Raw genomic sequence first — 25,042 nt, 5'->3', positions numbered from 1 at the left:
TCTCTACGAGAGGCTTCTCTTTCAGAGACGCTAACGCGAACGCCAACGGCTACGCTCAGTGACCGAGGAGCAGGGGAGCAGCACTTCGGCTACGCTCAGTGACCGAGGAGCAGGGGAGCAGCACTTCGGCTACGCTCAGTGACCGAGGAGCAGGGGAGCAGGGGAGCAGGGGAAGAATTCTAACTTCTAACTCCTAACTCCTAACTCCTAGTTCCCCACTCCCCTTCTTTAAACAAACTGTCAACATTGAACTTTAAAATAGAAAATTAGCCCTTATTATTAATAGTCCGGGCTTGAAGCTGATACTGACAGATAATAGCCAATAGCTAAATATTCGATAGCTGATAGCTCAAGATGGATCTTGGAGATTGCTACCGTTTACTAGGTTTAAGATCGGGAGCTTCTTTTGCTGACATCAAAGCGTCTTACCGACGACTGGCGCAGCAATATCATCCCGATATCAACCCAGATGACAACAAAGCCAAAGATAAGTTTATTGCCTTGACAGAGGCCTACAAACTCCTGCTGACGGTAGTACTACCAGAGGAAATTGGCGTACATTCAAGTCAGGTGTCAACGTCTGGAGGTGACGACGCCAAGGCAACGCAGCGGCAGAAAACACCAGTAACGACGGTGACAAGCCAAGAATCAGGGAAACCAAAGCCGCCGAATCTGTTGGAAATAGAAGAACGGCTGAAGTGGAAGACTTATGAGCAATTGCAGCGATTTTTGCAAGAAAGACGATTTCCGCAAGCGATCGCCCTGGCGGAAGCTTTAGCAGATCGTTTGTCAACAGATGCAGAAGTCCGTCAATGGTTGGCGATCGCTTATCAAATTTGGGGACGGGCGCTAATTTCTGAAAAACAACTACTCAAAGCCAGAATTTATCTGAAAAAAGCTTTGAAAACAGATCCTCATAATAAAAGTCTCTGGTATGAAGTCCAGCGCGATTTCCAGCGCTTGGAGCAAATTTTTTAAAGTTTACAAAATTTTAAATCTCGTTTCCAGGTCTAAGAAAGAAGTGCTTTTCGTTGCGGTTCTGCTGCTTAAATGGAAGGCGGAAGCCTTCTAAAAGCCATTCCCAGTCGAAGACTGGGAAGGAATTACGAATTACGAATTACCGCCATTTCCTCAACACTGCTCCCAAGACAGCAATTCCCTCAACAATCTTCTCGGTTGTTTGAAAGCTAAAAGCCAGCCTAATGGCATCATCTCCCTGTCCATTGGCATAGCAACGAGTCCCTGGCAGAAAACTGACGCCGTGTTCATTGGCAGCTCTGAGGAGTGCTTTGGCGCTGATATCTGGCGGCAATTTACACCAAACGAAAAAGCCACCACCTGGACGCAAAGCAACTACATCACTGGGAAACTCGTGAGCGATCGCTTCTAATAACAAATTACACTTATGCTTGTAGCACGCGATTAACTCCTGAATGTGATGATCTAGTTTGCCTGTAGCACAGTAGCGGCCAACCACATGGCTGACAAACGGCCCCACAGGCCCTTCACTTTTGAACATTGCCAACCGCTCAATAATTGCTGGATCGCCACAAGCCCAGCCTAGCCGAATACCAGGCGCAATGATTTTCGAGAAGGTATTCACATATAACACCCACCCCTCCTTGTCAAGGCTTGCTAAGGATGGCACAATTTCACCTTGGAAGCGCAAATCGCTGTAGGCATCGTCTTCCACCACCAACACACCATACTCAGCCGCTAACGCTACCAGCTTTTGGCGGCGAGATAACGGCATAGTAGTGCCTGTGGGATTATGAAAAGTAGGGATAGTGTAAATAAAACGGGGTCGAATACCCTGTTTTTTCAGGTCGCTTAAAGTTTCTTCTAACGCATCTACATCCATTCCCATCTCATCTACAGGAATGGTAATCAGGCGGGCGCCAGCCTGGACAAATCTACTAACTACTCCCAAGAAGGTTGGCCCTTCTACAATTACCACATCACCAGGTTCGACAAACACATCTGGTAGCAAGCCCAAAATCTGACCGGAACCGTAGCCAATAATTACGCGATCGCGACCGGCAGGAATTCCTTGAGCTTGCAAGCGGAGGATTATTTGTTCATAAAGTTGGGCTGAAGGTGGCCCGTAATTGAGAGCGATCGGAGCTTCTTCTGCCAGTACAGCCGCACTTGCAGCAGACAAGTCAGCATGGGGAAAGAGAATTGGGTCAGCCAGACCATAGGCAAAGCTGACGGTGATGATTTTGGTTAACTCAGTGCCGTAAGTTGGTGGTGTCAAATTTCTAGCTCTTTCGGCGAACAAATCAGCAATTTGGTAAGCAGAAGTGGTAGAAGCCATAAGCGATTAAAAATTGGGAGTCAGAATATGGAACACAAACAAAGGCAATTAGCAAAAAGTCATACGTATGTATTCTTTCTTATAACATCATGACAAGTATCGTAAATATTGATTGCTAGAACAAAATTACTATAGTGAAATTAAGTAACTTCAAATGGCAGCAGCTAATTCTCAGCTTAGGCTGCCTACTACTGATTATTGCCTGTCAAAGTTTATATCCCACTACTAACCCAGAAGTTAAACCTCTCAAGGTGGCTACAGACCCCACCTTTGTCCCTTTTGAATTTCAAACAGCTAGCGGGAACTTGGAAGGCTTTGATATTGATTTGATGAATGCGATTGCTAAAGTAGCAGGTTTTGCAGTCCAGTTTGAAAGTCTGCCCTTTGATGGCATGATCTCGACTTTGCAAGCCAAAAGAGTCGATGCAGCAATTAGTGGAATCACGATTACCGCCGAACGCCTGAAAACAATTGCTTTTTCACGACCTTATTTTAAAGCCGGACTTGCGATCGCTGTCCGCGAAGACAATCAAAATATTAAAGACTTCAATAGTCTCAAAGGTAAAAAAATTGCTGTCCAAATTGGTTCTACTGGGGCAGATTTTGCCAAAACCATCCCCAACGCCAAAATTAGTACTTTTAATTCTGGCCCAGAATTTTTCCAAGACTTGCTCAATGGCAACGTTGATGCTGTTGTTAGTGATGCTTTCGCGACTTTGTATGCGATTAAAAATGGCAAACTCAAAGGCATCAGAGTTGTTGCGGATTTGCTTACTCAAGAATACTACGGGATTGCTATGCCCAAGGATTCACCGCATTTGGATGCAATTAACAAAGGTATAGCAACTTTGCTATCCAATGGCACTTACAAGCAAATTTATCAAAAATGGTTTAAAGTTGAACCTCCACAATTGCCAGACTCTTGACAATTGGGCATTAGGCACAAGAGGCAGAGGGGCAGAGGGGAAAAATTTACTGCAACTTCTCCTCTACTCCCCTGCTCCTCGGTCACTGAGTTTACGGTGAGCGCAGTCGAACTGCGTAGCCGTTGGCGTTCGCGTTAGCGTCTCTGAAAGAGAAGCCTCTCGTAGAGAAGTGCTGCTCCCCTGCTCCATTTATAAGGAATTAGCTGCCAATATATGAAATATTTATATAATATGCGTCACAATTAATACTGCCACCAAAATTCATTGATAAACTACAATCTACTGTAGTCAGGGACAGCCAATTGTGGCACCTTGGATCTTAGTGGCTAGAAGCACCTTGGAACGAACGGGAATAAAGGAACTTCCACTATGCTGATTTGCCCTCAGTGTAAATTTGAAAACCCCAATAGCAACAAATTCTGTCAAAACTGTGGCACATCCCTGACTCACAAGGTCTGTCCTGAATGCAGTACCGATGATGTACCGGTGAATGCACTACGTTGTCATAACTGTGACACTGAATGTGGAACAGTGTTTTGGGCAATTATTGCTAAAGAAACTACTGGGGAAGCTTTGAGAGGAGAAGGGGATGTCGGAGATGTGGGAGGTGAAGGAGATGAGCAAGCAATACCCTCCTCATCTCCTGTATCTCCTAGTTCTCAAATTACATTAGGCTCCTATTTAGACTCCCAGGAGCGCTATCAATTATTAGATGCACTACCAACCCAAACGGAAACTGACATTATTACTGATTTAGGTGTCAGAGTTTTAGACTGCCAGCCGTATCAAATATCACCGATTGAGGCAATCCTAGAAAGTCAGGAATCAGATTTGCTAACACCATCAGTGGAAGCGAGTGAGATTCCTCGCCTTGCTAAACTTTATATTGCTTTACAATCCCAAGGTGAGCGGGGAATACCGTCGATTCACGACGCATGGCAGCAAGGTGATATACAGGTATTAATAATCGAAAACCGCTCGGATTGGCAGTATTTACTCGACCTGTGGCAAGAAGAAACAACCAGTTCGTTAAAAATTTTACACTGGTGTTATGAAATGACCCAACTTTGGGCAGTATTGGAACCAGTAAATTGTCGTCAAAGCCTTTTAGATTTGTCGAATTTGCGATTGGATGAAGACCAAACGTTGGCACTACAAAGGTTGTATGTGGAATCACCGAATTCTCAGCCCGCCACGGAGTCGCCAGAAGATGCCCAAAGCCAAACATCTGCCATTCCAGAGGAGCCGTTAACGATCCAAGCTTTGGGAAGAGTTTGGCAAGCACTATTTAGACAGTCGCAACGGACTCAATTTGGCTCCGTAGTCCAGATGTTGGGGGATTTAGAGGTAGGTAAGATTCAGACGATCGCCCAATTGCGATCGCGTTTGGAGGAAATTTCTATTGAACTGGAAGCATTAGGAACCGCAACTTTGCCCCCAATAAAGGAGAAAAATACTGCTGTGTCCACTACCCCGCAATCAGATGAGTTAGAAGATATCATTAGCAAAACTGATGATATGCCAACTGTGGTGCTGGCAATGCAGTTAAGTAGCTTAGAAGATGCAGGACGCACAGATGTGGGGCGTCAACGTCATCATAACGAAGACTACTTTGGCATTGAAACCAAAATTCATAAACTGGAGTTACCCAAAAGTCGAGTTTTAGAAGGGTATGGTTTGTATATTCTTTGTGATGGTATGGGTGGACATGCTGGCGGCGAGATAGCCAGCGAGTTAGCAGTCAACACCCTACGGCAATACTTTCAAGAACACTGGATTGCCAACCAGCTGCCAACAGAAGATAGCATTCGTGAGGCAGTGTATTTAGCTAATGAGGCGATTTACAAGCTCAATCAACAAGATGCCCGTTCTGGAGTTGGGCGTATGGGTACAACTTTAGTAATGCTTTTAATTCAAGATACTCAAGCAGCAGTCGCTCATGTGGGAGATAGCCGTCTCTATCGCCTGACGCGTAAGCAGGGGCTAGAACAAGTCACAGTAGATCACGAAGTTGGGCAACGGGAAATTAACCGAGGAGTGGAAGCAAGCATAGCTTACGCCCGTCCAGATGCCTACCAACTTACCCAAGCCTTGGGGCCTCGTGATGAAAACTCGATTAATCCCGACGTAGGCTTTTTTGACATCAACGAAGATACTCTTCTGCTGTTGGCATCGGATGGTCTATCAGATAATGATTTACTAGAAACTCATTGGCAGACGCACTTAGAACCCTTACTTAGTTCTGGCGCTAACTTAGAACGGGGTGTGACAGATTTAATTGATTTGGCAAATCAACACAACGGTCACGACAATATTACTGGTATACTTATTCGGGCAAAAGTACGCCCAAATCTAGAAAGTTAATCATAAATAAATGGGAATGGCGAAGAAGCAGGAGAGCAGGGGAGCAATACTGCTCGGTTAAAGGGAAAAGGGTAAGGGGAAAAGGATTGGAAGGCTCAATAATATATAAGGTATATAAGGTTTTTCCCCATTCCCCTTTCCCCTTTCCCCATTCCCCTTTCCCCATTCTCCAATCCCTAATCCATTTACCTTGTAGGTTGTATTGTGGTTAGTCTGACCCTGTTAGAACCGCAACAGAAAACGCCCCTCCAGCAGTGGAGCTTTGAGAACTCCTCCATAATTCGGATTGGTCGAGCGGCAGATAATCACGTTGTTTTAAATGATAGTTTAGTTTCGCGGCATCATCTAGAACTGAGAAAAGTCGGTGACGCTAGCAATGGCGATGCTTGGCAGCTGATTAGTCAGGGTACAAATGGGACTTTTCTCAACGGTATCCTTGTACTTCAGAGTCCGTTACCAGATAATTCTCTTTTGCAATTGGCACAGGGAGGCCCAATACTGCAATTCCAAATTCAGGAGGTAACAGTACTGGAAACTGGTTTGCGATCGCAGCAAATACAAGGGATAGAAGAAAACGCCGCCGAGACACTTTACTCAGCAAAAAACCCGGCAAATTCATCCTCCACTTGCACGCACGAAGGTAATTCCCCAAACAATCTATTTTGCATCCACTGCGGTCAACCTCTCTCAGTCCAACAGAGAATTCGCCATTATCAGGTGTTGCGAACTCTCGGACAAGGAGGTATGGGTACTACCTATCTCGCTTGGGATGAGGCTGGTCTGATTGCGGGTATGCCACAACTGCTGGTGTTGAAGCAAATGAATGCTGATATGCTGAAAATTGTCAAAGCTCAAGAGTTATTTGAACGAGAGGCGCATACTCTCAAATCCCTTAACCATCCTGGAATTCCCAAGTATTATGACTTCTTTGTAGAAGGCGGAAAAAAATACTTGGCAATGGAATTAATCCACGGACAAGATTTGGAGAAACGCGTCTATACCACTGGCCCAGTAATACCAAACCAAGCGATCGCTTGGATGATCCAAACCTGTGATATTCTGTACTACCTTCATAGCCAAGAGCCTCCACTAATTCACCGCGATATCAAACCCGCCAATTTAATGGTGCGAAGTTCAGAAAATCGTATAGTGGTGCTAGACTTTGGCGCAGTTAAAGAAATTGGCACAGCACCCGGTACTCGAATTGGTGCAGAAGGTTACTGCGCTCCTGAACAAGAACGAGGACAACCTTTGACTCAATCTGATTTGTATGCAATTGGGCCAACACTAATTTTTCTGCTCACAGGCGAAAACCCTTTCAAGTATTACCGCCAACGAGGGCGAAACTTCAGGTTTGATGTGGCAAAAGTTCCCACCATTAGTTCCCAATTAAGGGATGTTATTGATCGCGTTACAGAACCATTGCCACGCGATCGCTATCAAAATGCAAAGGAATTGGCTGCGGCTTTAGCTGCCTGTAAAGTTTAGAGAATCGGGAGTGTGTAGAGACGCGATTAATCACGTCTAGTAGTCCGCCGAGTCAACAATGCTTGGTTTTTAGTGAGCGCTTAAGCGCTAAAATCAAGGAATGAAGTCCTTACTACAAACTTATTCACCCATCAAAACTTTTGGGACAGAGTACTAGTGGTCTATCGCAAAAGTTTTAAGAGGTTAGTGGTGTTCAGCTCCCCGACTTCTTCAAGAAGTCGGGGAGCTAGCAGCCCCGCAAAATTAATGCGATGAACCACTAGGGAGTGGTGAATATTAAAAATTTCTATTCCCTATTCCCTACTCCTCATCCCAAGTTTCTACAGCTAGCAATTCACTAACTGGGTCTTGCATACTAAAGCCAAAGTCAAGCAGTTCTTGTTTCCAGTGCTGCCATTCATTACCATAGAGCAGAGCGATTTTCCAGATGCTATCGCTTGGCTTGATAATATTAGATTCTATGAGTGATTGCACGTTGCGTTGCAATTTCACCATTGGGTGAATCACTTGCTGAGTCATAACCTCGATTCAATTCTGATTTTGTGGGTAAATGCTTAATTAAAACTGCTTTCCATTCTGCAATTGTTGCCGGCCCGTAGAGTGGTGTAATTTGGTAAAGCTAGTCTTAACTTTTTAACTATACCATAACAAACTCTACTAAGTTACTGTTAAATTCGGTTTTGTACGGTAATTACCACCAGAAAATCCCAATTTTACCAAGCAGTCCTTAAACTTTTTGCAGAAGCCAGATAAAAGTTTCGGGAGAAGGAGTAAGGGATGTTTATCTTTCCCCTTTTTCCTTTAACCTTTGCCCCTTTTGTTTTTCCCCTTTAGGTCTACCTTTTTTCTGCAAGAGTGCAACACTACCTTTCGTAAGATATTTATTGTGAACGCCGATCAGAATAATTACTCCTCAAGGAAGTTCCACTAAGTAGTGTGACTGAGGACTACTGGAAAAATTCTGTTTGTTTAAATTAGAAAAAATATGCTTGCTTGTTGCAGTAGCTATAGGATACGAGCTAGTTTGAAAGTCTTTGACTGACAGGGAAATTGCAATTTAATAGAAATGTTTACTCTTTCTGTTGATTTAAATGTTATTTAGATTATCGCAAACATCTGGCTTTAGGCGAAAAAATTGCAAATCTTTATATAATTTTTATGTTTTGCTCAGAGAATAAGACCTCTTAGGGCGCAGGGTAGGGTTTTGCTTTGAGGTATAAGAGCGATTGGCGGTAAACTACGCATGGCAAAATTGGCAGTACAGCATAGTTTTACCATAAGGTTCTCTCGTCTTCAGAGTCAGTATTTGAAGTTTGTGTGAAAAATTTTTAGCGCGGATGTTAGTTTCTGTTGAACAGATGGGTATCCTCAGAACGGGAGGCTTGCTGATACCTAAGTATTTACCGCAGCAAGTATGTCAGGCATGGCTGGTTCGGACGAAGAATACCTAATTACCCGCAAAAAGCAGATTCAGCGGCGGCAAAAGATTGTCACGATAGTGTCGATGTTCTCGTTTTTTGGTTCTACGGTATTTGCAGTAATTCCGGCAATCCAACAGGCTACTCAACCAAAGCCAGCAACTGCGTCTGCTTCTCCTGAGTCAGGATTACAGCAACAGGCGCGGGGCTACGAGTTGGTTTTACAACGGGAACCAGAAAACCAACTTGCTTTAGAGAAGCTGTCTTTACTGCGGTTGCAATTGAAGGATGCGAAAGGTGCAATAGAGCTTTTAGAGAAGTTGGTGAAGTTACACCCTGATAGGCAGGATTATAAGACTGTTTTGGCGGATGTGAAAAAGAAAATGGGTGAGTAAGAGTTTTCCTTATTATCAAGCATTTATCGACGCGAAAGGATAGTAATTAAGAAGACAGGTGAATACAGCTTTAGAGTGTTGAGTATGTACCAAAAACGGTTACAGCAAGTTATTCATATTTTAATCATAAAAAATAATGAGCAGACACTTTATTTTATCTATTGATGATAAATATGAAATCAAGGTAAATTACTTTATCGAGAGCGAAGTAAATCATATTTTCAATACTTATGACTTTTTTAATATCCATAAAACTGAGCGGGCTTTCTATTTTCAATTATGTAAAAAAGAATCTGAGATAGTATTAGGTACAATACATTTTACAGAAGTTGCCTCTGATGTATTCAAAAGTCCAGCAAAAGGAACATTTGGAGGATTTGTAATTCAAGGAAATATAGATTTTAGTATTTATGAGCAGTTCATTAGAACTGTTGATGATTATTTATGGTGTATAGGTGCTACGAAAATAGAAGTTCTAATGCAACCTATGTGTCATAATCCATCTTTATTTTCTCTCACTTATAATATTTTGATAAGGCTGGGCTATTCAGTCGATAATCATGAGCTTAATTATAATTTAGTTGTGGATAATATATGCTTTTCGGCAAAAATTAATCATGGCAATAGAAAAAGGTTAAATAAATGTTTAAGAGAAGGTCTTATAGCCAAAGAACTTGATTATTCAGTTTATGAGCAAGCTTATTCTGTTATTTTAGAAAATAGGATAAGGCGAGGATTCATGTTTTCAATGAACTATGAACAAATTTTGCAAATGGTTAATATGTTTCCCGAAAAAATAAAATTATTTGGTGTATTTAAGAAAGAGACAATTGTATGTAGCAGTATATGTGTGGTAATTAATCCTTTAATACTTTATGTTTATGCTTGGGGTGATATAGATAATATGCAAAATTATAGCCCAATAACACTTCTAGCTAATTATATATATGAATATGCTCAAAAAAAAGCTTTTCAACTCCTTGATCTTGGTACATCAACAATTTTGGGAGAACCCAATGTTGGGTTGATGCAATTCAAAAAAAATCTAGGATGTCAAGAGTCTCTTAAATTATCTTTTTCAAAATATTCTAAAATTAATAATTAAAGAGAATCAATAAAAATATGGAAATTAGAAATCTAAAAAAATACTACGAAGATTATCTTCGCCTTCCTTTTGAAGAGATCCAAATCTCTTATAGAAGAAAGAAAATACTGGAATGTTTGGTGACATATAAGGCTCAAAAAATATGTGAAATTGGTTGCGGTTTAGATCCTTTGTTTAACTATATAAGCAGCTTTGAAAGCATACACATTGTTGAACCGATATTGGAATTTTATGACAATGCTTGTGTGATGGCTAAGAGTAAAAGTAATATCACAGTACATTTAGGCAAATTAGAAGATAACATTGCTTCTCTTTCCAAAGAGAAATTTGATTATATTGTTATGAGTAGTCTTTTACATGAAGTTGAAAATCCAGAAGAGTTATTAAGGTCTGTTCATCAAATAAGTTCCGCTAATACTGTAATCCATATTAATGTTCCAAATGCAAAATCCTTTCACCGCATATTAGCTTACGAAATGGGTCTAATAAGTAATATTTTTGAGAAATCTGCTACCCAAAATAAAATGCAGCAATTTAAAACTTTTGATTTGGAAAGCTTAAAATCTTTTGTAATGAGTCATGGCTTCTCTATAATTGAATCTGGATCTTACTTTGTTAAGCCTTTTACTCATGAGCAAATGCAAAAAATGTATACTCAGAATATTCTTACAAAAGAAATTTTGAATGGATTGTATTTGATGGTTAAATATATGCCAGAAATGGGTTCTGAAATTTTTGTTAATATTAAAGTAAATAAATAATGGAAAGACAAGCTACAATCATAGGAAATAATGTTTCTAGTCTAGTAGCTGCAATTGCCTTAGCAGATCAAGATTGGAAAGTAAAGATAATAAATCCGTTATCTAGTTGGGGCGGGCATTTTGGTGGTTTAACGTTTCACAATGAACGTTTTGATTGTGGCATGACGTTTTTTGAGTTCGATTCGTTTCATCAGTATCAATCTGATGAGGTTTTGAATTATAATCCCAATTTACGAAATGATTCTGGAAGATTTACTTCTTTAATAAAAAATTATGTAAGTGATTTAATAATAACAAAAGTAGTTCCTCAACCTAAAATGTTTTTTAATGGGGAAATATTTGGTGATTTGATGATTTCTAATAACCTAAGTGTTTTTCAAAAGCTTAGTGTTGGAATTAAAGAAGCTATTCAAAAAGAACTGTTAGAAATAACAATAAATCCTAATACTTCACTTCATGCTAAGAATAAACTTAAAAATAATTTATTTTTTACTAAAAACTTTAACGCAATATCGCTGGCAAATCAAGGCACAACTTTTCACAATCTTTTTATTGAATCTTTTTGTAAAAAAGTCATATATAAAAATACTGCGGATTTTTTAGGAATTTACCATAGAGGTGTATGGCTACCACTTTACTATCCTGAAACTATCTTATCTCAGTTTGAAATAGCGCCACAAATTTTAAAATATACAGAATTTTATTATCCATACGAGGGATATGCGGGTACTTTTGTTAATGCTTTATTAATGAAAGCTAAGGATAATACTAGAATTAATATTGAAAATACAACTATAAAATCTCTCATTTTTAATGGTTGTTATCAATTACAGTTAGCTAACGATCATTTTGTTGAGACTAATAATCTTGTGTGGGGCTTAGACCTATTTCCACTTATCAAATTTATTCAAGAAAATCAGCAGCCATTAACTTATGACAAAGCATCTATAAGCATTTGTTTTATAGGGATTTTAAGTAATATGATAAATAGGGAATTTAGCACCTTATTTATTTTGGATAAAGAATTTATTTCTTATAGAGTAACTAATCAAAATATATGTTCCCAAAGCAGTTTGCATCTCACTAAAATAGTAGTAGAGTTTAATACTGATTTTGCAACATCAATAGGAGTTATAAATGAAGCACAAATCAAAACTAGAATAGAATCTGAATTAATTAAATTACATATTATAGAATCAAATACTGATATTCAGTATTTTTATTGTAAGCACTGGAAAGATTCGTTAATGATTCCCAGCCAAAATAGTTATGAGTGCTTCAATACCGATAAATCTATGGTATTAAGAAAATTTCCTAATATTAAACTTATCGGAAATGGCTCTGGTTTTATGTCGTCATCTTTAAATGATCAAATAATCCAGGGCTTACAGGTTGCTAAACAAATGGAGATTTAAAAAATGGGAATATCAAAAGAAGAACTAAATAAAATTGCCTTAGATTACCATACGAATGAAAACATTACAGACAAGCACATAGAAGATTTGGGTCAGATATATACTATTGAGTGGGTTAAAAAACACCTTAAAGGTAAAACACAAATTCTCGAATTAGGGTATGGTGAAGGTATTTTTACGAATGCTTTAGTACATGATAATTATAACGTGACCCTAGTTGAAGGATCTTCTGTTCTAATAGATAAAGCGAAAGAAAAATTTGGTAAAAAAGTTGATTGTGTTCATTGCTTATTTGAAGACTACGTGCCAGTCAAAAAATTCGACGCAATTCTAGCACTGCATGTTTTAGAACATATTGATCAACCTAGAGTTTTATTAAAGCAAATGAAACAATGGCTCAAAGATGATGGTGTAATCATAGCTATTGTACCCAATAAAAATTCTATTCATAGGAAATTAGCTGTAATCATGGGTTTACAACCCGCATTAGATACTTTAAGTCAAAGAGACTTATTGGTGGGACATCAGAGAGTATATTCTCTGGAAACGCTTGAAGCAGATATAAAAGCTATCGATTATCATGTGGTAGATTCAACAGGTTTTTTTCTGAAAGTTCTACCAAATTCTATGATGCTTGAATATTCTCAAGATTTATTGAGGGCATTAAATGAAGTATCCACTAGTATTCCCAAAGATTTATTAGCTAATATCGGCGTAGTAGCACAAATTCAAAATAAATAATTATCAACATCATGAATATATCCAGATGAACGCAAGAACTAAAGCTTTTAAATGATTAACCTAGCATCATGAGTATTGAACAGTGTCGTATTATTCATCTTCCAAAGGTACAAGATCCGCGAGGTAATTTAACATTTATAGAAGGTAACAAGCATGTTCCTTTTGATCTCAAGAGAGTTTATTATCTCTACGATGTTCCTGGAGGAGCAGAGAGAGGCGGACACGCTCATAAACAATTACAGCAGCTAATCATTGCTATGTCTGGTAGTTTTGATGTGGTTTTAGATGATGGACATGGCAAATGGCGTTTTCCTTTAAATCGTTCTTACTACGGTCTTTATATCAGTTCTATGGTTTGGCGAGAACTAGATAATTTTTCATCGGGTTCTGTTTGTATGGTTTTAGCATCTACCTACTACGATGAATCTGACTACTATCGTAATTATGATGAATTTATTAAAGCTGTAAGGAGCATAGACAATGGAAGTTCCATTTCTTGATTTAAAAGCTCCTTATTTGGAATTAAAAGAAGAACTCAATGCAGCCTATCAGCGCGTTATTGAGTCTGGTTGGTATATTCTTGGTCAAGAAGTAGAAGCTTTTGAACAAGAATTTGCTGCTTATTGTGAGGTTAAATATTGTATTGGGGTAGGTAATGGATTAGAAAGCTTGCATTTAATTTTACGAGCTTTGGAAATAGGTGCAGGCGATGAGGTAATTGTTCCAGCTAATACTTATATTGCCACTTGGCTAGCAGTTTCTTATGCAGGAGCAACACCAGTAGCAGTTGAACCAGATATCAATACTTATAATATTGACCATAAGAAAATAGAAGCAGCTATTACTTCCAAAACAAAAGCAATCATAGCAGTTCATCTCTATGGTCAGCCAGCAGATATGGATTTTATCAATGAAATTGCTAGTAGACATAATCTTAAGGTTATTGAAGATGCGGCTCAAGCACATGGCGCACGTTATAAAAATCGTCGAGTTGGTAGTTTAGGAGATGCAGCAGGGTTCAGTTTTTATCCTGGTAAAAATTTAGGAGCTTTTGGTGATGGGGGAGCAGTTACTACCAACGATGCTAACTTAGCTGATAAAATTCGTCTGCTCCGTAACTATGGCTCTCGCGTTAAGTATGAGAATGAAGTCAAAGGATTTAATTCACGATTGGATGAATTACAGGCTGCTTTTTTGAGAGTGAAGCTTACGAAATTAGATGAATGGAATGAACGACGCAAACAAATAGCCATATACTATCTAAAATCATTGCAAGAAGTTGTAGATTTAAAATTACCCTATGTATCAGAATGGGCTGAACCAGTATGGCATTTATTTGTCATCACTCATCCTCAAAGAGACAATCTGAAAAATCATTTAGATACTTCTGGCATTGGTAGTTTAATTCATTATCCTATTCCTCCTCATTTGTCTAAAGCTTACATTGACAATGAATGGACTAGAGGGGTACTACCAATTACAGAAAATATATCAACAAGGATCATTAGTTTACCTATGGGATCTCATATTTCTAATAAACTCTTAGACAGAGTAATAGAAGTATTACAAAAATGGGCTTTATCAGGTAAATCATAAATCAGTAAGTACCCAGTTTTGAAAGAAATATAATTATTTGGCGTCAAAAAGCCTACTATCTGGTTGATCTAAAAAAAACGAACTGCCAAAATTGGATATTACCGTAAATTAATGCATTTATAATGATTTTATTTATTAATTATTGTAGGTATACAAAGGAAATAATACTATGTCATTAGCAGAGTTTGAATCAGAAATATTAAAAACTATAGATGCAGGTGATTTGAATTCTGCTCTAAATCTAATTATTCACTTTGCTCATAAGATAGCCTATGGGAAAGCAAGTGTAATTACGATAACTAATGTCTTTGGATCAGTTATTTTAGATCAATTATGTCAACGCATTGGTAGCAAACTTCTTAAAATTCAAAAATCTTTTTTAGAAAATCAATATAATCCAGATGATGAACTTATTATATACATAGCTACTCAACTATATAAAACTGGAGGACACACTGCCGTTATTGAGGATTTGATAAAAGCTCGGCCAGAGAAGAAACATTTAATTCTGATTACTGATACCTTTAATTCAACTGATCGTCCAGCAGTTGAAGATAGATTAAGATCCTTGAATGTGCAGATTCTCTGGGCAACAAACGGCACATCTATAGACAAGTTGAGGTGGCTTCAGCAAGCTTTAATAGCCAATCTTTCCAATCAAGTATTTCTATTTAATCATCCACAGGATGCTGTAGCAGTAGCGGCAGTACAGCCAAATTTAACACCAAACTTAATTTTTTATCATCATGCTGGTCATCTTCTTTGTCTTGGTGTATATCTTTCCTATGCACAACATATAGATAGTGACCCCGGTTCTTTCTATAACTGTCGTCATAATTTAGGAATTTCCAACAATATTTATCTTCCGTTAGTGGTTGATAATATTCCTGATAGGCATTCCTCTTCTTTTGTTTCAAACGGTCAACTAAGAACTTGTTCTTCTGGTAGTGAAAATAAGTTTAAAGAAATTCCTTATTTATATTCTTATATTCATGAAGTACCTAAAATAATTGCATCTACTGGTGGATTTCATATACATATTGGAGATTTATCACAGCATACGCTTAGTGTTATAGAAAGAGGACTTGGGGAATTTAGAATTAGTTTAGAAAGATTTATTCACATTCCCTGGGTTAAAAGTTTAGGGAGAGCAATGTCCGAACATAAAATTGATATATATTTAGAGTCATTTCCTTTAGGAGGTGGTCGTGCAGGTATTGAGGTTATGGCATCTGGTACACCAATTGTAGTTCATAATAATTATCGCTCTCGCCAACTTTGTAGTACGGATCTTGCTTATCCAGAAGCTTTTCGCTGGCAAACACCTGACGAACTTTATAGATACCTAAGAAATATTAGCTCTGAAGCGTTAAAGACAGAATCTGTTTATTCGAGAATACATTATCAAAAAAACCATATACCCCAAATATTACCAAAATTACTAAAAAAAATTGAATTAAGGCAAACAACGCCTATCCCAGATGAGCTTAAGCCATACTACAAAAATGATTTACAATCATTTTTTGATAAGTTTTTTGCTATTACAAACCCTTCTGTAATTGAAGATATTTTATCTTTAGGCATACAAAACAATCAACCGACACAAACAAACTATCAAAATAAACAACACTACCTAATTGAAAAAAATATTAGAACTAAAGTAGAACAAGAAATAAGGAATGAATCACCTCTTGTTAGTATTTGTATACCTACTTATAATGGTGAAGATTTTATTGTAGAAGCTATCAATAGTGTTTTAAAGCAAACTTATCCAAATATAGAAATCATCATATCTGATGATAATTCTCGTGATGATACTGTTAATGTTGCTAATTCATTCAAACAAGAATCATCTTTTGAATTCTCAATTCTTCAACATAGCCAATATGGACTAGCTCAAAATTGGAACTTTTGTATTTCCCAAGCTAAAGGTAAATATATAAAATTTTTATTTCAAGATGATTTACTAGAGTCAACTGCTATTGAAGAAATGGTGAATTTAGCTGAGCAAGATGAAGAGATAGGTTTGGTTTTTTCGCCGCGAACACTCTTCACTAATATTGGTCATACCGTTTATGATTCAAACTTTTTAATGCATCACGAAGCTAAAGATGTACATAAAGCTTGGTCAAAATTAAAAACAATTCAATCAGGACAGGAACTTTTGCTAGATCCACATATACTTGACAATCCAATCAATAAAATTGGAGAGCCAAGCACAGTCATGATTAGAAAAAATGTTTTTGAAAAAGTAGGATTATTTAATTCTGAATTTTGTCAACTTGTAGATTTGGAAATGTGGCTCAGAATTATGAGCCAATACAAAATTGGTTTTGTTAATAAGATTTTATCTCACTTTAGGATACATCCACAACAACAGACTCGTAGAAATGCTGCTTTAAAGGATGCTATTTTATTAGATTATCAAAAGCTTTTTAAGACAATTTACAGCGATACACGATATCCTCAAGCAACGAGGCAACAAGCTCTTTATAGATACGCAACTTTGAGTGAACAAAATGCAGAATTGCATCAGTTGCGAAAACAAATAACAGAAGAATGTCTAAATGCTTCAGATGAGCAGATAACAGATATGTATCTGGGTCTGTTAGGTAAAACACATAAGATGTTAGTGAATAGTAGCATCAAATATGAAAGCCTGGCTAATGAAGAACAGATTTTTGTTAATAATATCGTTACAACTATATCTCAAGGTTTTGAACAGCCAAAAGCAATTCAGAGTTTACTCGCAGCTATGCTGTATTGCCGTGCTGACCAGTTACCATTACAGTGTGACCTCTCTCACATACCCCATTGGTTAGTTCAGGACTATTTACAATTCCTATTTTCTTCCCCAGTTCACTTTCAAGAACCGGGTGAGGCAGATAATTACTATTACTTTATGCAAGGATGGATTAATTATTTACACACATCAATATTACAAAATTCTGATTCTCAATCGTGGGATACAATACTTAATAATTTTGTGTCCATTTCTAATTTTATTGCCCTATATTTTAATGATCATAATCTTAAAGATATCTATGTTAAACGTGCAGGAATTATAGAATATTTACTAAAAGTTAAGGGTTATAAGGTAGATTACGAGTTTGTTGATAGACCTATAACCAGAAAAAAAATACGCTTGGGTGTCCTGGCTGCACATTTTCTACCTGGTTCTGAAACATTTGCTTACCTGCCTGTTTATGAGTATATCAGTAGAGATTTTGAAGTAATTTTGTACTCTCTTAATCAAACTGGTCATAAACTAGAGCAATATTGTCAAAGCTGTGCTAACTCTTTTAAACTACTGCCACAAGATTTAGTAGAACAGGTAAATATTATTCGTGCTGATGATCTCGATATATTATTTATTGCTACCAATGTGACGGCAGTAACAAATCAAATTTGCCTTTTATCAATGCATCGGTTAGCCAGAATACAAATTACAAGTGGCGGATCTGTGGTAACAACAGGAATGCGGCATATAGATTATTACATTTCTGGTACTCTAACCGATCCATCAGCAACGGCAGAACAGCAATATCAAGAAAAGTTGGTGAAACTTGAAGGGTCTGCTCATTGCTTTAGTTATGGTAATGAGGAAGAAAATGTAATTGTCAAAGTCGATCGAGAAAGTTTGGGTATATCCGAAGAAACAGTTATTTTTATCTCTGGTGCTAACTTCTTTAAAATCATCCCGGAACTAATTAATACTTGGGCAAAAATAATTTCTGGAGTTCCTAACTCTGTTTTAGTGCTTCTGCCATTTGGCCCAAATTGGTCAAACAATTATCCTAAGAAAGCTTTTGTAAATCACTTAATGAAAGTGTTTTCAAAGCATGGAATATCGGCAGAAAAATTAATAGTTTTAGATCCTCAGCCCGTGCCAAACCGCCAAGAAGTTAAAGAATACTTCAAAATTGCCGATATTTATCTAGATTCTTTTCCATTTTCTGGAACAACTTCTTTAATAGAACCACTACAGGTTAATTTACCAGTAATTGCTAGACTGGGAACTAGTTTTCGCTCTACAATGGGGGCTGCAATGGTGCAGACATTAGATATACCTGATTTAGTCGCAGATAGTGAAGAGTCTTATATACAATTAGCGATCGCACTCGGTAATAACCCTAAATTACGCCAACAAAAGAGCGCCGAAATCAAGGCAAAAATGCAAGCTAATCCTAGTTTTCTAGATAGTCGCTCTTACTCAGATAAAATAGGTAGTCTCTTCCAAGAACTATTTAGTAAATATCTTGCAGATACTCTGAGTCAAAATTTCCGCTTAGGAGATATTAACCTAATTATTTTTCCAGATTGGTTACAGCCAGAAGACTTACTATATCAAGATTTAGCAAGTGTCATTTCTACTCTCACTACTCACCCAGATAAAAGTAACTTAACTCTCCTGATAGATACTCAAAATATTTCTGAAGAAGAAGCCGATATGCTTTTATCGTCTTTGACCATGAATTTGCTCATGGAAGATGATGTCGATATAACTGAGGGACCAGAAATTTCTCTGCTTAGTAAGATGAGTGATACACAATGGAAAACTCTTTTGCCTAGAATTCAGACTCGAATTGCTTTAGCAACAGATAATCAACAGGCGATCGCACAAGCTAAAGCAGAAACTCTTCTATCCTGCGATGTAGATAGCTTGAGCGCATCTTAAGAAGCGCTTTATAAATAAGTTTGTAGTAAGCACTTCAGTGCTTACTACAAACTTTTCATTATTAGCTTAGACATTGTACTAGCTTTTATTAATATTGAATTTGAGGGTTAAAACCCTCACTAAAAGCTTATTTACCCTCAATATACCTTTGCCACATCTGCTCGTAAGCCTTTTCCATCTCACGGGTAAACTGTTTGCCATTCCACAACGGGGCTGTTTGTCGAGATGCTTTCAATTTCAAAGCCACCTGCTGACGTAAAGCCTCATCTTTCCCCAAACGCACACCCCATTCTATATACTCTTCATCAGTCCAGGCAATACCTTCTGTGATACCCGCATTCATCATCATAGTGTAGCTGTTACGTGCTGCAAATTGTTCACCAACTCTTGTCACTAAAGGGATACCCATCCACAATGTTTCTAAGGTTGTTGTCGCTCCGTTGTAGGGAAATGTATCTAATACAATATCAGCAATGCCTAAATTAGCACGATGAACCGATCCTAAATAAACTTGTGGTAGAAATCGTAACCGAGAACAATCTACACCTTCTTCTTCAGCAATTTGGTAAAAGAAGCGTTTAATTGTTTCCTCCTCACCAAGTCCCTTAATCAAAAAGTAGCTGTTAGGTACTTGTTTAATAATTTGCATTTGCCACTTTGTTGTTTCTGGATGGCGTTTATATCCTCTTTGGGCGCTGAGATATACAACAGCATCCATAGGGATATCCAAGTCATCGCGGCGGAGAGTTGGTACGCCAACTTCAAAACCATCTACTGCTATGTAAGTTTGAGGTAATCGCCAGATTTTCTCTGTATAGTAATTTTGTGCATCATCTGGCAGTACATAAGGATCTGCGATGAAGTAATCAATTGCAGGTATCCCTGATGCATCCCACCCCAGCCAAGTAACTTGAATTGGGGCTGGTTTGAGTGCCATAACTTCACTAGTAATATCTAAAGTAATGCTATCAAGATCAACTAAAATATCAATTTCATCTTGATATATCTGGTCAGCAATTTCTAGACCTTCCATGCCTAATATGTGAGCTGTTCCTGCCTGATTTAGATACCACTCTTGGAGATAGTCGTTTACTAATTTGTAGTTAACAAAATAAGTATGAATATCAAATTTATCTCGATTATGATGCTGAAATAGCCAGCGAGCTAGCCAACCAACAGAATGATTCCTTAAAGCGTAAGATAGATAACCAACTTTTAATTTTTTTGAATGAGCAGTTAAAGAGGAATGATTAATAATTTGGCGATCGTAGTTTTTTCCTTTTGATTTGGCAAGAGCTTGAAGATCGTGATTAAAAATTTCAGCTACTTTATTATGAATAGCTCGGAATTCAGCAGGAGTATCTTTAATGTGAGGTATCGCAAAAGATGGTGTAAGCAATCGTAATATTCTTGCTTCTTCTAAAGCAATTGGTTTGGCTTGAATAAACTTTTGATATACAGTTTCTAACTCTTGGCAAGTTGTGCATATCTCTTGCCAATATCCCCCTGCTGACATTAAACCCCTTAACAGCAAATGGAGTGCAAAAATTTTATCAGCCAAGCCTTCTGATAAGGAATAACACAACTTAGCTGTCTCTATCCCCTGAGAATAATTACGAGCATCTTGATAAAAAGTTGCTAAGTGTCGCAAAACTTCTACATTATTTGGCTCCAATCGTAAATATAATTCTAGCAAGGATGCTGCTAGTACAGGCTGCCGCAAAGTATGACCAATTTGCATAGCGGCAGGAAGGAGTATAGAGAAGCATTGATGAGTATCAGAAAAATAAGGAAGGCTAGCTTCTATTAAATTTAGATTAATTGGATGTAAAGGAACAGTAGCTAAAAATTCTTGTAAAACTTCGATTAATAATTCGATATCTATTTCTAAATCTTCTTTTGATTTTAAGTTTTCAATTAAGCCCCGCTCATTTAATTCATCAATTTGTTCCAAATTTTGCAGTTTAATAGAAAGTAAAAGAATTTTAAGCAAATTATTTGTACAACTTGGAATAATTTCCTGCATGTGCTGGCGAATTAACCAAGCTAGAGAATATTCTGCCAGCATTTCCCGCCTTTCAGCTTCTATTTGCAAAAATTGAAATAGCTCATTTGTCCAAATTTGTACCTGTTCTTCATCTGCCTCGGTCATTGGCAGCATCCAAGTCATTTGAGCTTCTGCTTCCTGCCCTTGTAATAGCAATAGTTGTCCTAAATGCCAATAATAGGAAATAGTATTTGGATCTATCGCTATTGCTTGTTCATATAATTTTGCTGCTTCCACATAATTTTCTTGAAGTAAATATTGTTCAGCCTGATTTTGCCAGTTAGTTATATACATCGATAATCATTGTGATTATTATGAAAAAATGGATGGTTACATAACAGAAACAAAGTGGATAGAAGAATCTACCCACTTGGAAAAGTCTCTAATTTAGCTCAATACAAACTACATGAAGAATTAATTTTGGTATACAGCAGCTTAGACAAATCATATCGTCATGTAGTCAGTCCCTTCTCTACTTATTTCAAAGCACTGTAATTTGAAGGACAAGTACTCACGTTACTGAAAGTATCTGTACCATCTGCACCAGTGTTAACTCTTGCTGCGTTGGCTTCACACAAAATAGCTACAGTAGTAGCTTCGCTGGTACCAGTTTGAGTTACCACACCTACACCACCGATATAAGTTTTGAGAGGCGCGGCAGCAACAACTGTTTGTGCTTGGTTGGTTACTATGCTACTATTTGTGCCGCCACCACCAATTGCGTATTTGTAATTTGTAGTTTGTGTTGCAACACCAAGACCTAAGGCAGCAAAATTACTACCAGCCGCAAATTCATTTTTTTCTAAGTAATAAGCTTGTTGAGCGCGGTTCATGGAACCTACGTAGGTTTTTGCTTCCGACTGCTTGGCTTTGTTAGCTTGGTTCAAGAAAGAAGGTAGAGCGATCGCAGACAAAATACCGATGATGATAATTACTACTAGTAATTCAATAAGTGTAAAACCCTCATTTTCATTCTTTTTGTTGAGGATGTGTTGGAGAAACTTGGCTTTTAATTCGGTTTTCATAAGTGTTTTCCTGGGGTAGGAAGTGCTTGGGTGTTCTAGATGTAACTTACCCAGCTGCGATCGCTTTCCTATCACCTCCAGAAAAAAAGTTTGGCAAGATCCGGTTACACAATCCAGAATCCTTGTATCCCAATTGACACAGATATAACTAAGCCCCTGGTGTTCACCAAGAGCTAGATTCTTAATTTCATTTGTGAGACTACTTTATTCAAACTCAGGTGGCCACAGTTCTGATACTGCTAGTTCCCAACCTGGTAGCAAGTCTGGTAATACAAGTGTCTCTCCATTTTGTAATACCATTGGAGTTTGGTTTATTCGATAAACCGTTACTGTCAATTTGTCAGGGTCAATCAATATACCGACTGTAGATCCAAGTTGCAAAAATAACTGAATCTTCTCTTCAAGCGGTTTAATTCTGTCGCTTTTAGATTTAATCTCAACCATCAAGTCTGGAACTAACTCTACAAAGTCGCGCTTGGTCTTCTTCAATCTGTCAGCGCGAACAAAAGACACATCAGGGGCACGCAGATTTGTTTTTTCCGAGTCACCATCTTCTATACTCGGTATGATAAAGCCAGCGCTAGAACCAGTTATACGTCCTAGTCTGCGCGACATGACCCAGTTATTCAAGAAGGTAATGAGACGAGCGCCAATTTCCTCTGACTCGTAATCTGATGGCCCCATAACTATAATTTTCCCCTCTACCAGCTCCATCTGCCATTCTGGATGCTCAGTTTGTAGCTGTTCTAAGTCTGTAATCGCAAAGGACATAATACACTAAATAACGCTTTTATATCTATCATACGTACCCTAACCTACGAAAGCTACAATGCTTGATTTAGATGCATTCAAAAATACTCGATTGTACGAGAGTATCTTGGCAAAGACTAAGCCGAAAACTGAACTAGAAACAAAGTTGAAATTAGTCCCAAAATGTGTTGATAAAGGTATGAGTATTCAAGAAACAGCAGAATTTTTAGCACTAGATGTTGAAACTATCAGAAAATATCTGCAAGAAGAGTCTTAGCGCTTAAGAGGATGTTTGGCAAGCGTTGAGCAGATACTAAGTACCGTAGGCGTTTTATGATCGCTTACCATCTGCCATAGCCAATCGTAAATTGTTATGCTATATTAAGCGTAGTCGTTATGAGTTCATATATTTTCATGACTAACCCCACAGTAGAAAACTTGGTAATTATCGGTTCTGGCCCAGCAGGGTACACAGCCGCCATCTATGCCGGACGCGCTAACTTGAAACCCGTTGTATTTGAAGGTTTCCAAGCCGGGGGATTACCTGGTGGGCAACTAATGACAACCACGGAAGTTGAGAATTTTCCAGGGTTTCCTAAAGGAATTACTGGGCCCGAACTGATGGATCAGATGAAGGCGCAGGCGGAGCGCTGGGGGGCTGAACTATATACTGAAGATGTTATATCAGTTGACTTGAGTGAGCGTCCATTTACAGTGCGATCGCAAGAAAGGGAAATAAAAACCAACAGCATCGTCATTGCTACTGGTGCAACAGCAAAGCGTTTAGGTTTACCCAGCGAACACGAATTTTGGAGTCGGGGTATCTCTGCTTGTGCAATTTGCGATGGTGCAACACCAATTTTCCACGGTGCAGAATTGGCTGTAATTGGTGCTGGCGACTCGGCGGCGGAAGAGTCAATTTACCTCACCAAATATGGTTCTAAGGTAAATATGTTGGTACGCACTGATAAAATGCGGGCTTCTAAAGCCATGCAAGACAGGGTTTTGAGCAACCCGAAAATCCAGGTGCATTGGAACACAGAAGCCGTAGATATCTTCGGTAGCGATCGCATGGAAGGGGTGAAAATCCGCAATACTAAAACTGGTGAAGAGAGCGAACTCCACGCTAAGGGTTTATTCTACGCCGTTGGCCATACTCCCAATACCTCTCTATTTAAAGGGCAATTAGAACTGGATGAGGTGGGTTACGTTGTTACCAAGCACGGTACTGTGGAAACCAGTGTAGAAGGGGTTTTTGCCGCTGGCGACGTCCAAGATCATGAGTTTCGGCAAGCAATTACGGCTGCGGGTACTGGTTGTATGGCGGCGATGTTGGCAGAACGTTGGTTGTCATCTAGTGGCTTGATTCAAGAATTCCATCAACAGCCTGAAACAAAAGATAATGAATTAGAACATCAGCCAGCCAAAAAGACTGAAGCTGAGGAAGAAGCTGAATTTAATTTGGATGGAACGCGTCATGAGGGAGGCTATGCCTTACGGAAATTGTTCCATGAAAGCGATCGCTTACTCCTGGTTAAATACGTCTCTCCTGGCTGTGGCCCTTGTCATACCCTGAAGCCAATTTTAAATAAAGTGGTGGATGAATTTGACAGTAAAATTCACTTTGTGGAAATTGATATCGACAAAGACCGAGATATAGCTGAAAATGCTGGTGTGACAGGAACGCCAACGGTTCAATTGTTCAAAAACAAGGAACTGGTGAAGGAAGTCAAAGGCGTGAAGCAAAAGAGCGAATATCGCCAGTTGATTGAAAGTAATCTTTGAGATATTAGGAATTGGGCAGTTCCCAATATCCAATACCTGCCATAGCCCAATACGCTTGGGTTATAGGTTCTTGGTGTAGATAATTGTTATTTTAAGACGCGATTTATCGCGTCTCTACATCAGGGTTTTGTTGCTCATTCTGAACTGTATTGCGCCATAGCCGATAACTTTAACAGCTCATTCTTTGCATCTTGAGACAGGTGCAAAGGATGATTCTAACTCAGAAATTGA

General features: G+C 38.4%; 19 protein-coding genes. 14 read left to right on the top strand and 5 right to left on the bottom strand.

Annotated elements, in window-relative coordinates; all coding sequences use genetic code 11:
• Positions 1-354: 354 nt before the first annotated feature.
• The gene (locus RMX69_RS14270) at positions 355-978 is read left to right on the top strand and encodes a J domain-containing protein (protein ID WP_322637833.1); all 624 of its coding nucleotides are present in this window, start codon (positions 355-357) and stop codon (positions 976-978) included.
• 139 nt (positions 979-1,117) lie between these two features.
• Here RMX69_RS14270 and RMX69_RS14265 read toward each other — a convergent pair whose 3' ends face one another.
• The gene (locus RMX69_RS14265; RefSeq protein ID WP_322637832.1) at positions 1,118-2,317 is read right to left on the bottom strand and encodes a PLP-dependent aminotransferase family protein; all 1,200 of its coding nucleotides are present in this window, start codon (positions 2,315-2,317) and stop codon (positions 1,118-1,120) included.
• Between the two features lie 134 nt (positions 2,318-2,451).
• Here RMX69_RS14265 and RMX69_RS14260 point away from each other — a divergent pair, with 134 nt between their 5' ends.
• The 3 genes from RMX69_RS14260 to RMX69_RS14250 all read left to right on the top strand — a co-directional run bounded on the left by RMX69_RS14260 (position 2,452) and on the right by RMX69_RS14250 (position 7,095).
• Positions 2,452-3,243 carry a basic amino acid ABC transporter substrate-binding protein gene (locus tag RMX69_RS14260; RefSeq protein WP_289797600.1) on the top strand — a complete coding sequence of 264 codons (792 nt, stop codon included), beginning with the start codon at positions 2,452-2,454 and terminating at the stop codon, positions 3,241-3,243.
• Between the two features lie 369 nt (positions 3,244-3,612).
• Positions 3,613-5,607 carry a serine/threonine phosphatase gene (locus RMX69_RS14255; RefSeq protein WP_322637831.1) on the top strand — a complete coding sequence of 665 codons (1,995 nt, stop codon included), beginning with the start codon at positions 3,613-3,615 and terminating at the stop codon, positions 5,605-5,607.
• A gap of 204 nt (positions 5,608-5,811) precedes the next feature.
• On the top strand, positions 5,812-7,095 hold the full coding sequence (locus RMX69_RS14250) for a protein kinase domain-containing protein (protein WP_322637830.1): 1,284 nt from the start codon (positions 5,812-5,814) through the stop codon (positions 7,093-7,095).
• A gap of 300 nt (positions 7,096-7,395) precedes the next feature.
• On the opposite strand, the gene RMX69_RS14245 is transcribed toward RMX69_RS14250, so the two are convergent.
• Complete coding sequence (locus RMX69_RS14245) at positions 7,396-7,614, bottom strand: DUF4327 family protein (protein WP_012407469.1); 219 nt, start codon at positions 7,612-7,614, stop codon at positions 7,396-7,398.
• A 904-nt stretch (positions 7,615-8,518) separates the two neighbouring features.
• Between RMX69_RS14245 and RMX69_RS14240 the strand changes: the two genes are divergently transcribed.
• From RMX69_RS14240 to RMX69_RS14205, 8 genes are all read left to right on the top strand, one after another.
• A complete protein-coding gene (locus RMX69_RS14240) occupies positions 8,519-8,908 on the top strand; it encodes a tetratricopeptide repeat protein (protein ID WP_322637841.1) in 390 nt (129 codons plus the stop codon).
• 136 nt (positions 8,909-9,044) lie between these two features.
• The gene (locus tag RMX69_RS14235) at positions 9,045-10,013 is read left to right on the top strand and encodes a hypothetical protein (protein ID WP_322637829.1); all 969 of its coding nucleotides are present in this window, start codon (positions 9,045-9,047) and stop codon (positions 10,011-10,013) included.
• Between the two features lie 17 nt (positions 10,014-10,030).
• A complete protein-coding gene (locus RMX69_RS14230; RefSeq protein ID WP_322637828.1) occupies positions 10,031-10,774 on the top strand; it encodes a methyltransferase domain-containing protein in 744 nt (247 codons plus the stop codon).
• Complete coding sequence (locus RMX69_RS14225) at positions 10,774-12,189, top strand: FAD/NAD(P)-binding protein (RefSeq protein ID WP_322637827.1); 1,416 nt, start codon at positions 10,774-10,776, stop codon at positions 12,187-12,189. Before RMX69_RS14230 ends, RMX69_RS14225 begins: the two co-directional genes overlap by 1 nt.
• Positions 12,190-12,192: 3 nt before the next feature.
• Positions 12,193-12,930 (top strand): class I SAM-dependent methyltransferase, encoded by a 738-nt coding sequence (locus RMX69_RS14220; RefSeq protein ID WP_322637826.1) that lies wholly within the window; start codon positions 12,193-12,195, stop codon positions 12,928-12,930.
• Positions 12,931-12,998: 68 nt separating this feature from the next.
• Positions 12,999-13,430, top strand: a complete 432-nt coding sequence (locus RMX69_RS14215) for an FdtA/QdtA family cupin domain-containing protein (RefSeq protein ID WP_322637825.1) — start codon at positions 12,999-13,001, stop codon at positions 13,428-13,430.
• The gene (locus tag RMX69_RS14210; protein ID WP_322637824.1) at positions 13,411-14,526 is read left to right on the top strand and encodes a DegT/DnrJ/EryC1/StrS family aminotransferase; all 1,116 of its coding nucleotides are present in this window, start codon (positions 13,411-13,413) and stop codon (positions 14,524-14,526) included. The genes RMX69_RS14215 and RMX69_RS14210 overlap by 20 nt, the downstream gene beginning before the upstream one ends.
• 169 nt (positions 14,527-14,695) lie before the next feature.
• Positions 14,696-19,204 (top strand): glycosyltransferase, encoded by a 4,509-nt coding sequence (locus tag RMX69_RS14205; protein WP_322637823.1) that lies wholly within the window; start codon positions 14,696-14,698, stop codon positions 19,202-19,204.
• A gap of 127 nt (positions 19,205-19,331) precedes the next feature.
• Here the strand turns inward: RMX69_RS14205 and RMX69_RS14200 are convergent, their stop codons facing one another.
• The 3 genes from RMX69_RS14200 to RMX69_RS14190 form a co-directional block, all read right to left on the bottom strand.
• On the bottom strand, positions 19,332-21,545 hold the full coding sequence (locus RMX69_RS14200) for a tetratricopeptide repeat protein (protein ID WP_322637822.1): 2,214 nt from the start codon (positions 21,543-21,545) through the stop codon (positions 19,332-19,334).
• Positions 21,546-21,727: 182 nt separating this feature from the next.
• Positions 21,728-22,276 (bottom strand): type IV pilin-like G/H family protein, encoded by a 549-nt coding sequence (locus RMX69_RS14195; protein WP_322637821.1) that lies wholly within the window; start codon positions 22,274-22,276, stop codon positions 21,728-21,730.
• A gap of 204 nt (positions 22,277-22,480) precedes the next feature.
• Complete coding sequence (locus tag RMX69_RS14190; RefSeq protein WP_322637820.1) at positions 22,481-23,047, bottom strand: Uma2 family endonuclease; 567 nt, start codon at positions 23,045-23,047, stop codon at positions 22,481-22,483.
• A 58-nt stretch (positions 23,048-23,105) separates the two neighbouring features.
• Between RMX69_RS14190 and RMX69_RS14185 the strand changes: the two genes are divergently transcribed.
• A complete protein-coding gene (locus tag RMX69_RS14185) occupies positions 23,106-23,303 on the top strand; it encodes a hypothetical protein (RefSeq protein ID WP_322637819.1) in 198 nt (65 codons plus the stop codon).
• A gap of 137 nt (positions 23,304-23,440) precedes the next feature.
• A complete protein-coding gene (gene trxB, locus RMX69_RS14180; RefSeq protein ID WP_322637818.1) occupies positions 23,441-24,811 on the top strand; it encodes a thioredoxin-disulfide reductase in 1,371 nt (456 codons plus the stop codon).
• Positions 24,812-25,042: the final 231 nt, after the last annotated feature.

The sequence above is a fragment of the Nostoc sp. EspVER01 genome (genome assembly GCF_034530635.1).
In the GTDB taxonomy this organism is placed as follows: Bacteria; Cyanobacteriota; Cyanobacteriia; order Cyanobacteriales; family Nostocaceae; genus Nostoc.
Note: the sequence above shows the minus strand (reverse complement) of the source record. Positions and strands in the feature narration are given on the sequence as shown.

What these genes read in the sequence shown, in the direction of transcription:
- RMX69_RS14205 (WP_322637823.1), top strand. Translation starts at nt 14,696, where the DNA reads ATGTCATTAGCAGAGTTTGAATCAGAAATATTAAAAACTATAGATGCA.
- RMX69_RS14200 (WP_322637822.1), bottom strand. Translation starts at nt 21,545, where the DNA reads ATGTATATAACTAACTGGCAAAATCAGGCTGAACAATATTTACTTCAA.
- trxB (WP_322637818.1), top strand. Translation starts at nt 23,441, where the DNA reads ATGACTAACCCCACAGTAGAAAACTTGGTAATTATCGGTTCTGGCCCA.
- RMX69_RS14190 (WP_322637820.1), bottom strand. Translation starts at nt 23,047, where the DNA reads ATGTCCTTTGCGATTACAGACTTAGAACAGCTACAAACTGAGCATCCA.
- RMX69_RS14270 (WP_322637833.1), top strand. Translation starts at nt 355, where the DNA reads ATGGATCTTGGAGATTGCTACCGTTTACTAGGTTTAAGATCGGGAGCT.
- RMX69_RS14265 (WP_322637832.1), bottom strand. Translation starts at nt 2,317, where the DNA reads ATGGCTTCTACCACTTCTGCTTACCAAATTGCTGATTTGTTCGCCGAA.
- RMX69_RS14195 (WP_322637821.1), bottom strand. Translation starts at nt 22,276, where the DNA reads ATGAAAACCGAATTAAAAGCCAAGTTTCTCCAACACATCCTCAACAAA.
- RMX69_RS14210 (WP_322637824.1), top strand. Translation starts at nt 13,411, where the DNA reads ATGGAAGTTCCATTTCTTGATTTAAAAGCTCCTTATTTGGAATTAAAA.
- RMX69_RS14235 (WP_322637829.1), top strand. Translation starts at nt 9,045, where the DNA reads ATGAGCAGACACTTTATTTTATCTATTGATGATAAATATGAAATCAAG.
- RMX69_RS14245 (WP_012407469.1), bottom strand. Translation starts at nt 7,614, where the DNA reads ATGACTCAGCAAGTGATTCACCCAATGGTGAAATTGCAACGCAACGTG.
- RMX69_RS14215 (WP_322637825.1), top strand. Translation starts at nt 12,999, where the DNA reads ATGAGTATTGAACAGTGTCGTATTATTCATCTTCCAAAGGTACAAGAT.
- RMX69_RS14230 (WP_322637828.1), top strand. Translation starts at nt 10,031, where the DNA reads ATGGAAATTAGAAATCTAAAAAAATACTACGAAGATTATCTTCGCCTT.
- RMX69_RS14220 (WP_322637826.1), top strand. Translation starts at nt 12,193, where the DNA reads ATGGGAATATCAAAAGAAGAACTAAATAAAATTGCCTTAGATTACCAT.
- RMX69_RS14225 (WP_322637827.1), top strand. Translation starts at nt 10,774, where the DNA reads ATGGAAAGACAAGCTACAATCATAGGAAATAATGTTTCTAGTCTAGTA.
- RMX69_RS14255 (WP_322637831.1), top strand. Translation starts at nt 3,613, where the DNA reads ATGCTGATTTGCCCTCAGTGTAAATTTGAAAACCCCAATAGCAACAAA.
- RMX69_RS14185 (WP_322637819.1), top strand. Translation starts at nt 23,106, where the DNA reads ATGCTTGATTTAGATGCATTCAAAAATACTCGATTGTACGAGAGTATC.
- RMX69_RS14240 (WP_322637841.1), top strand. Translation starts at nt 8,519, where the DNA reads ATGGCTGGTTCGGACGAAGAATACCTAATTACCCGCAAAAAGCAGATT.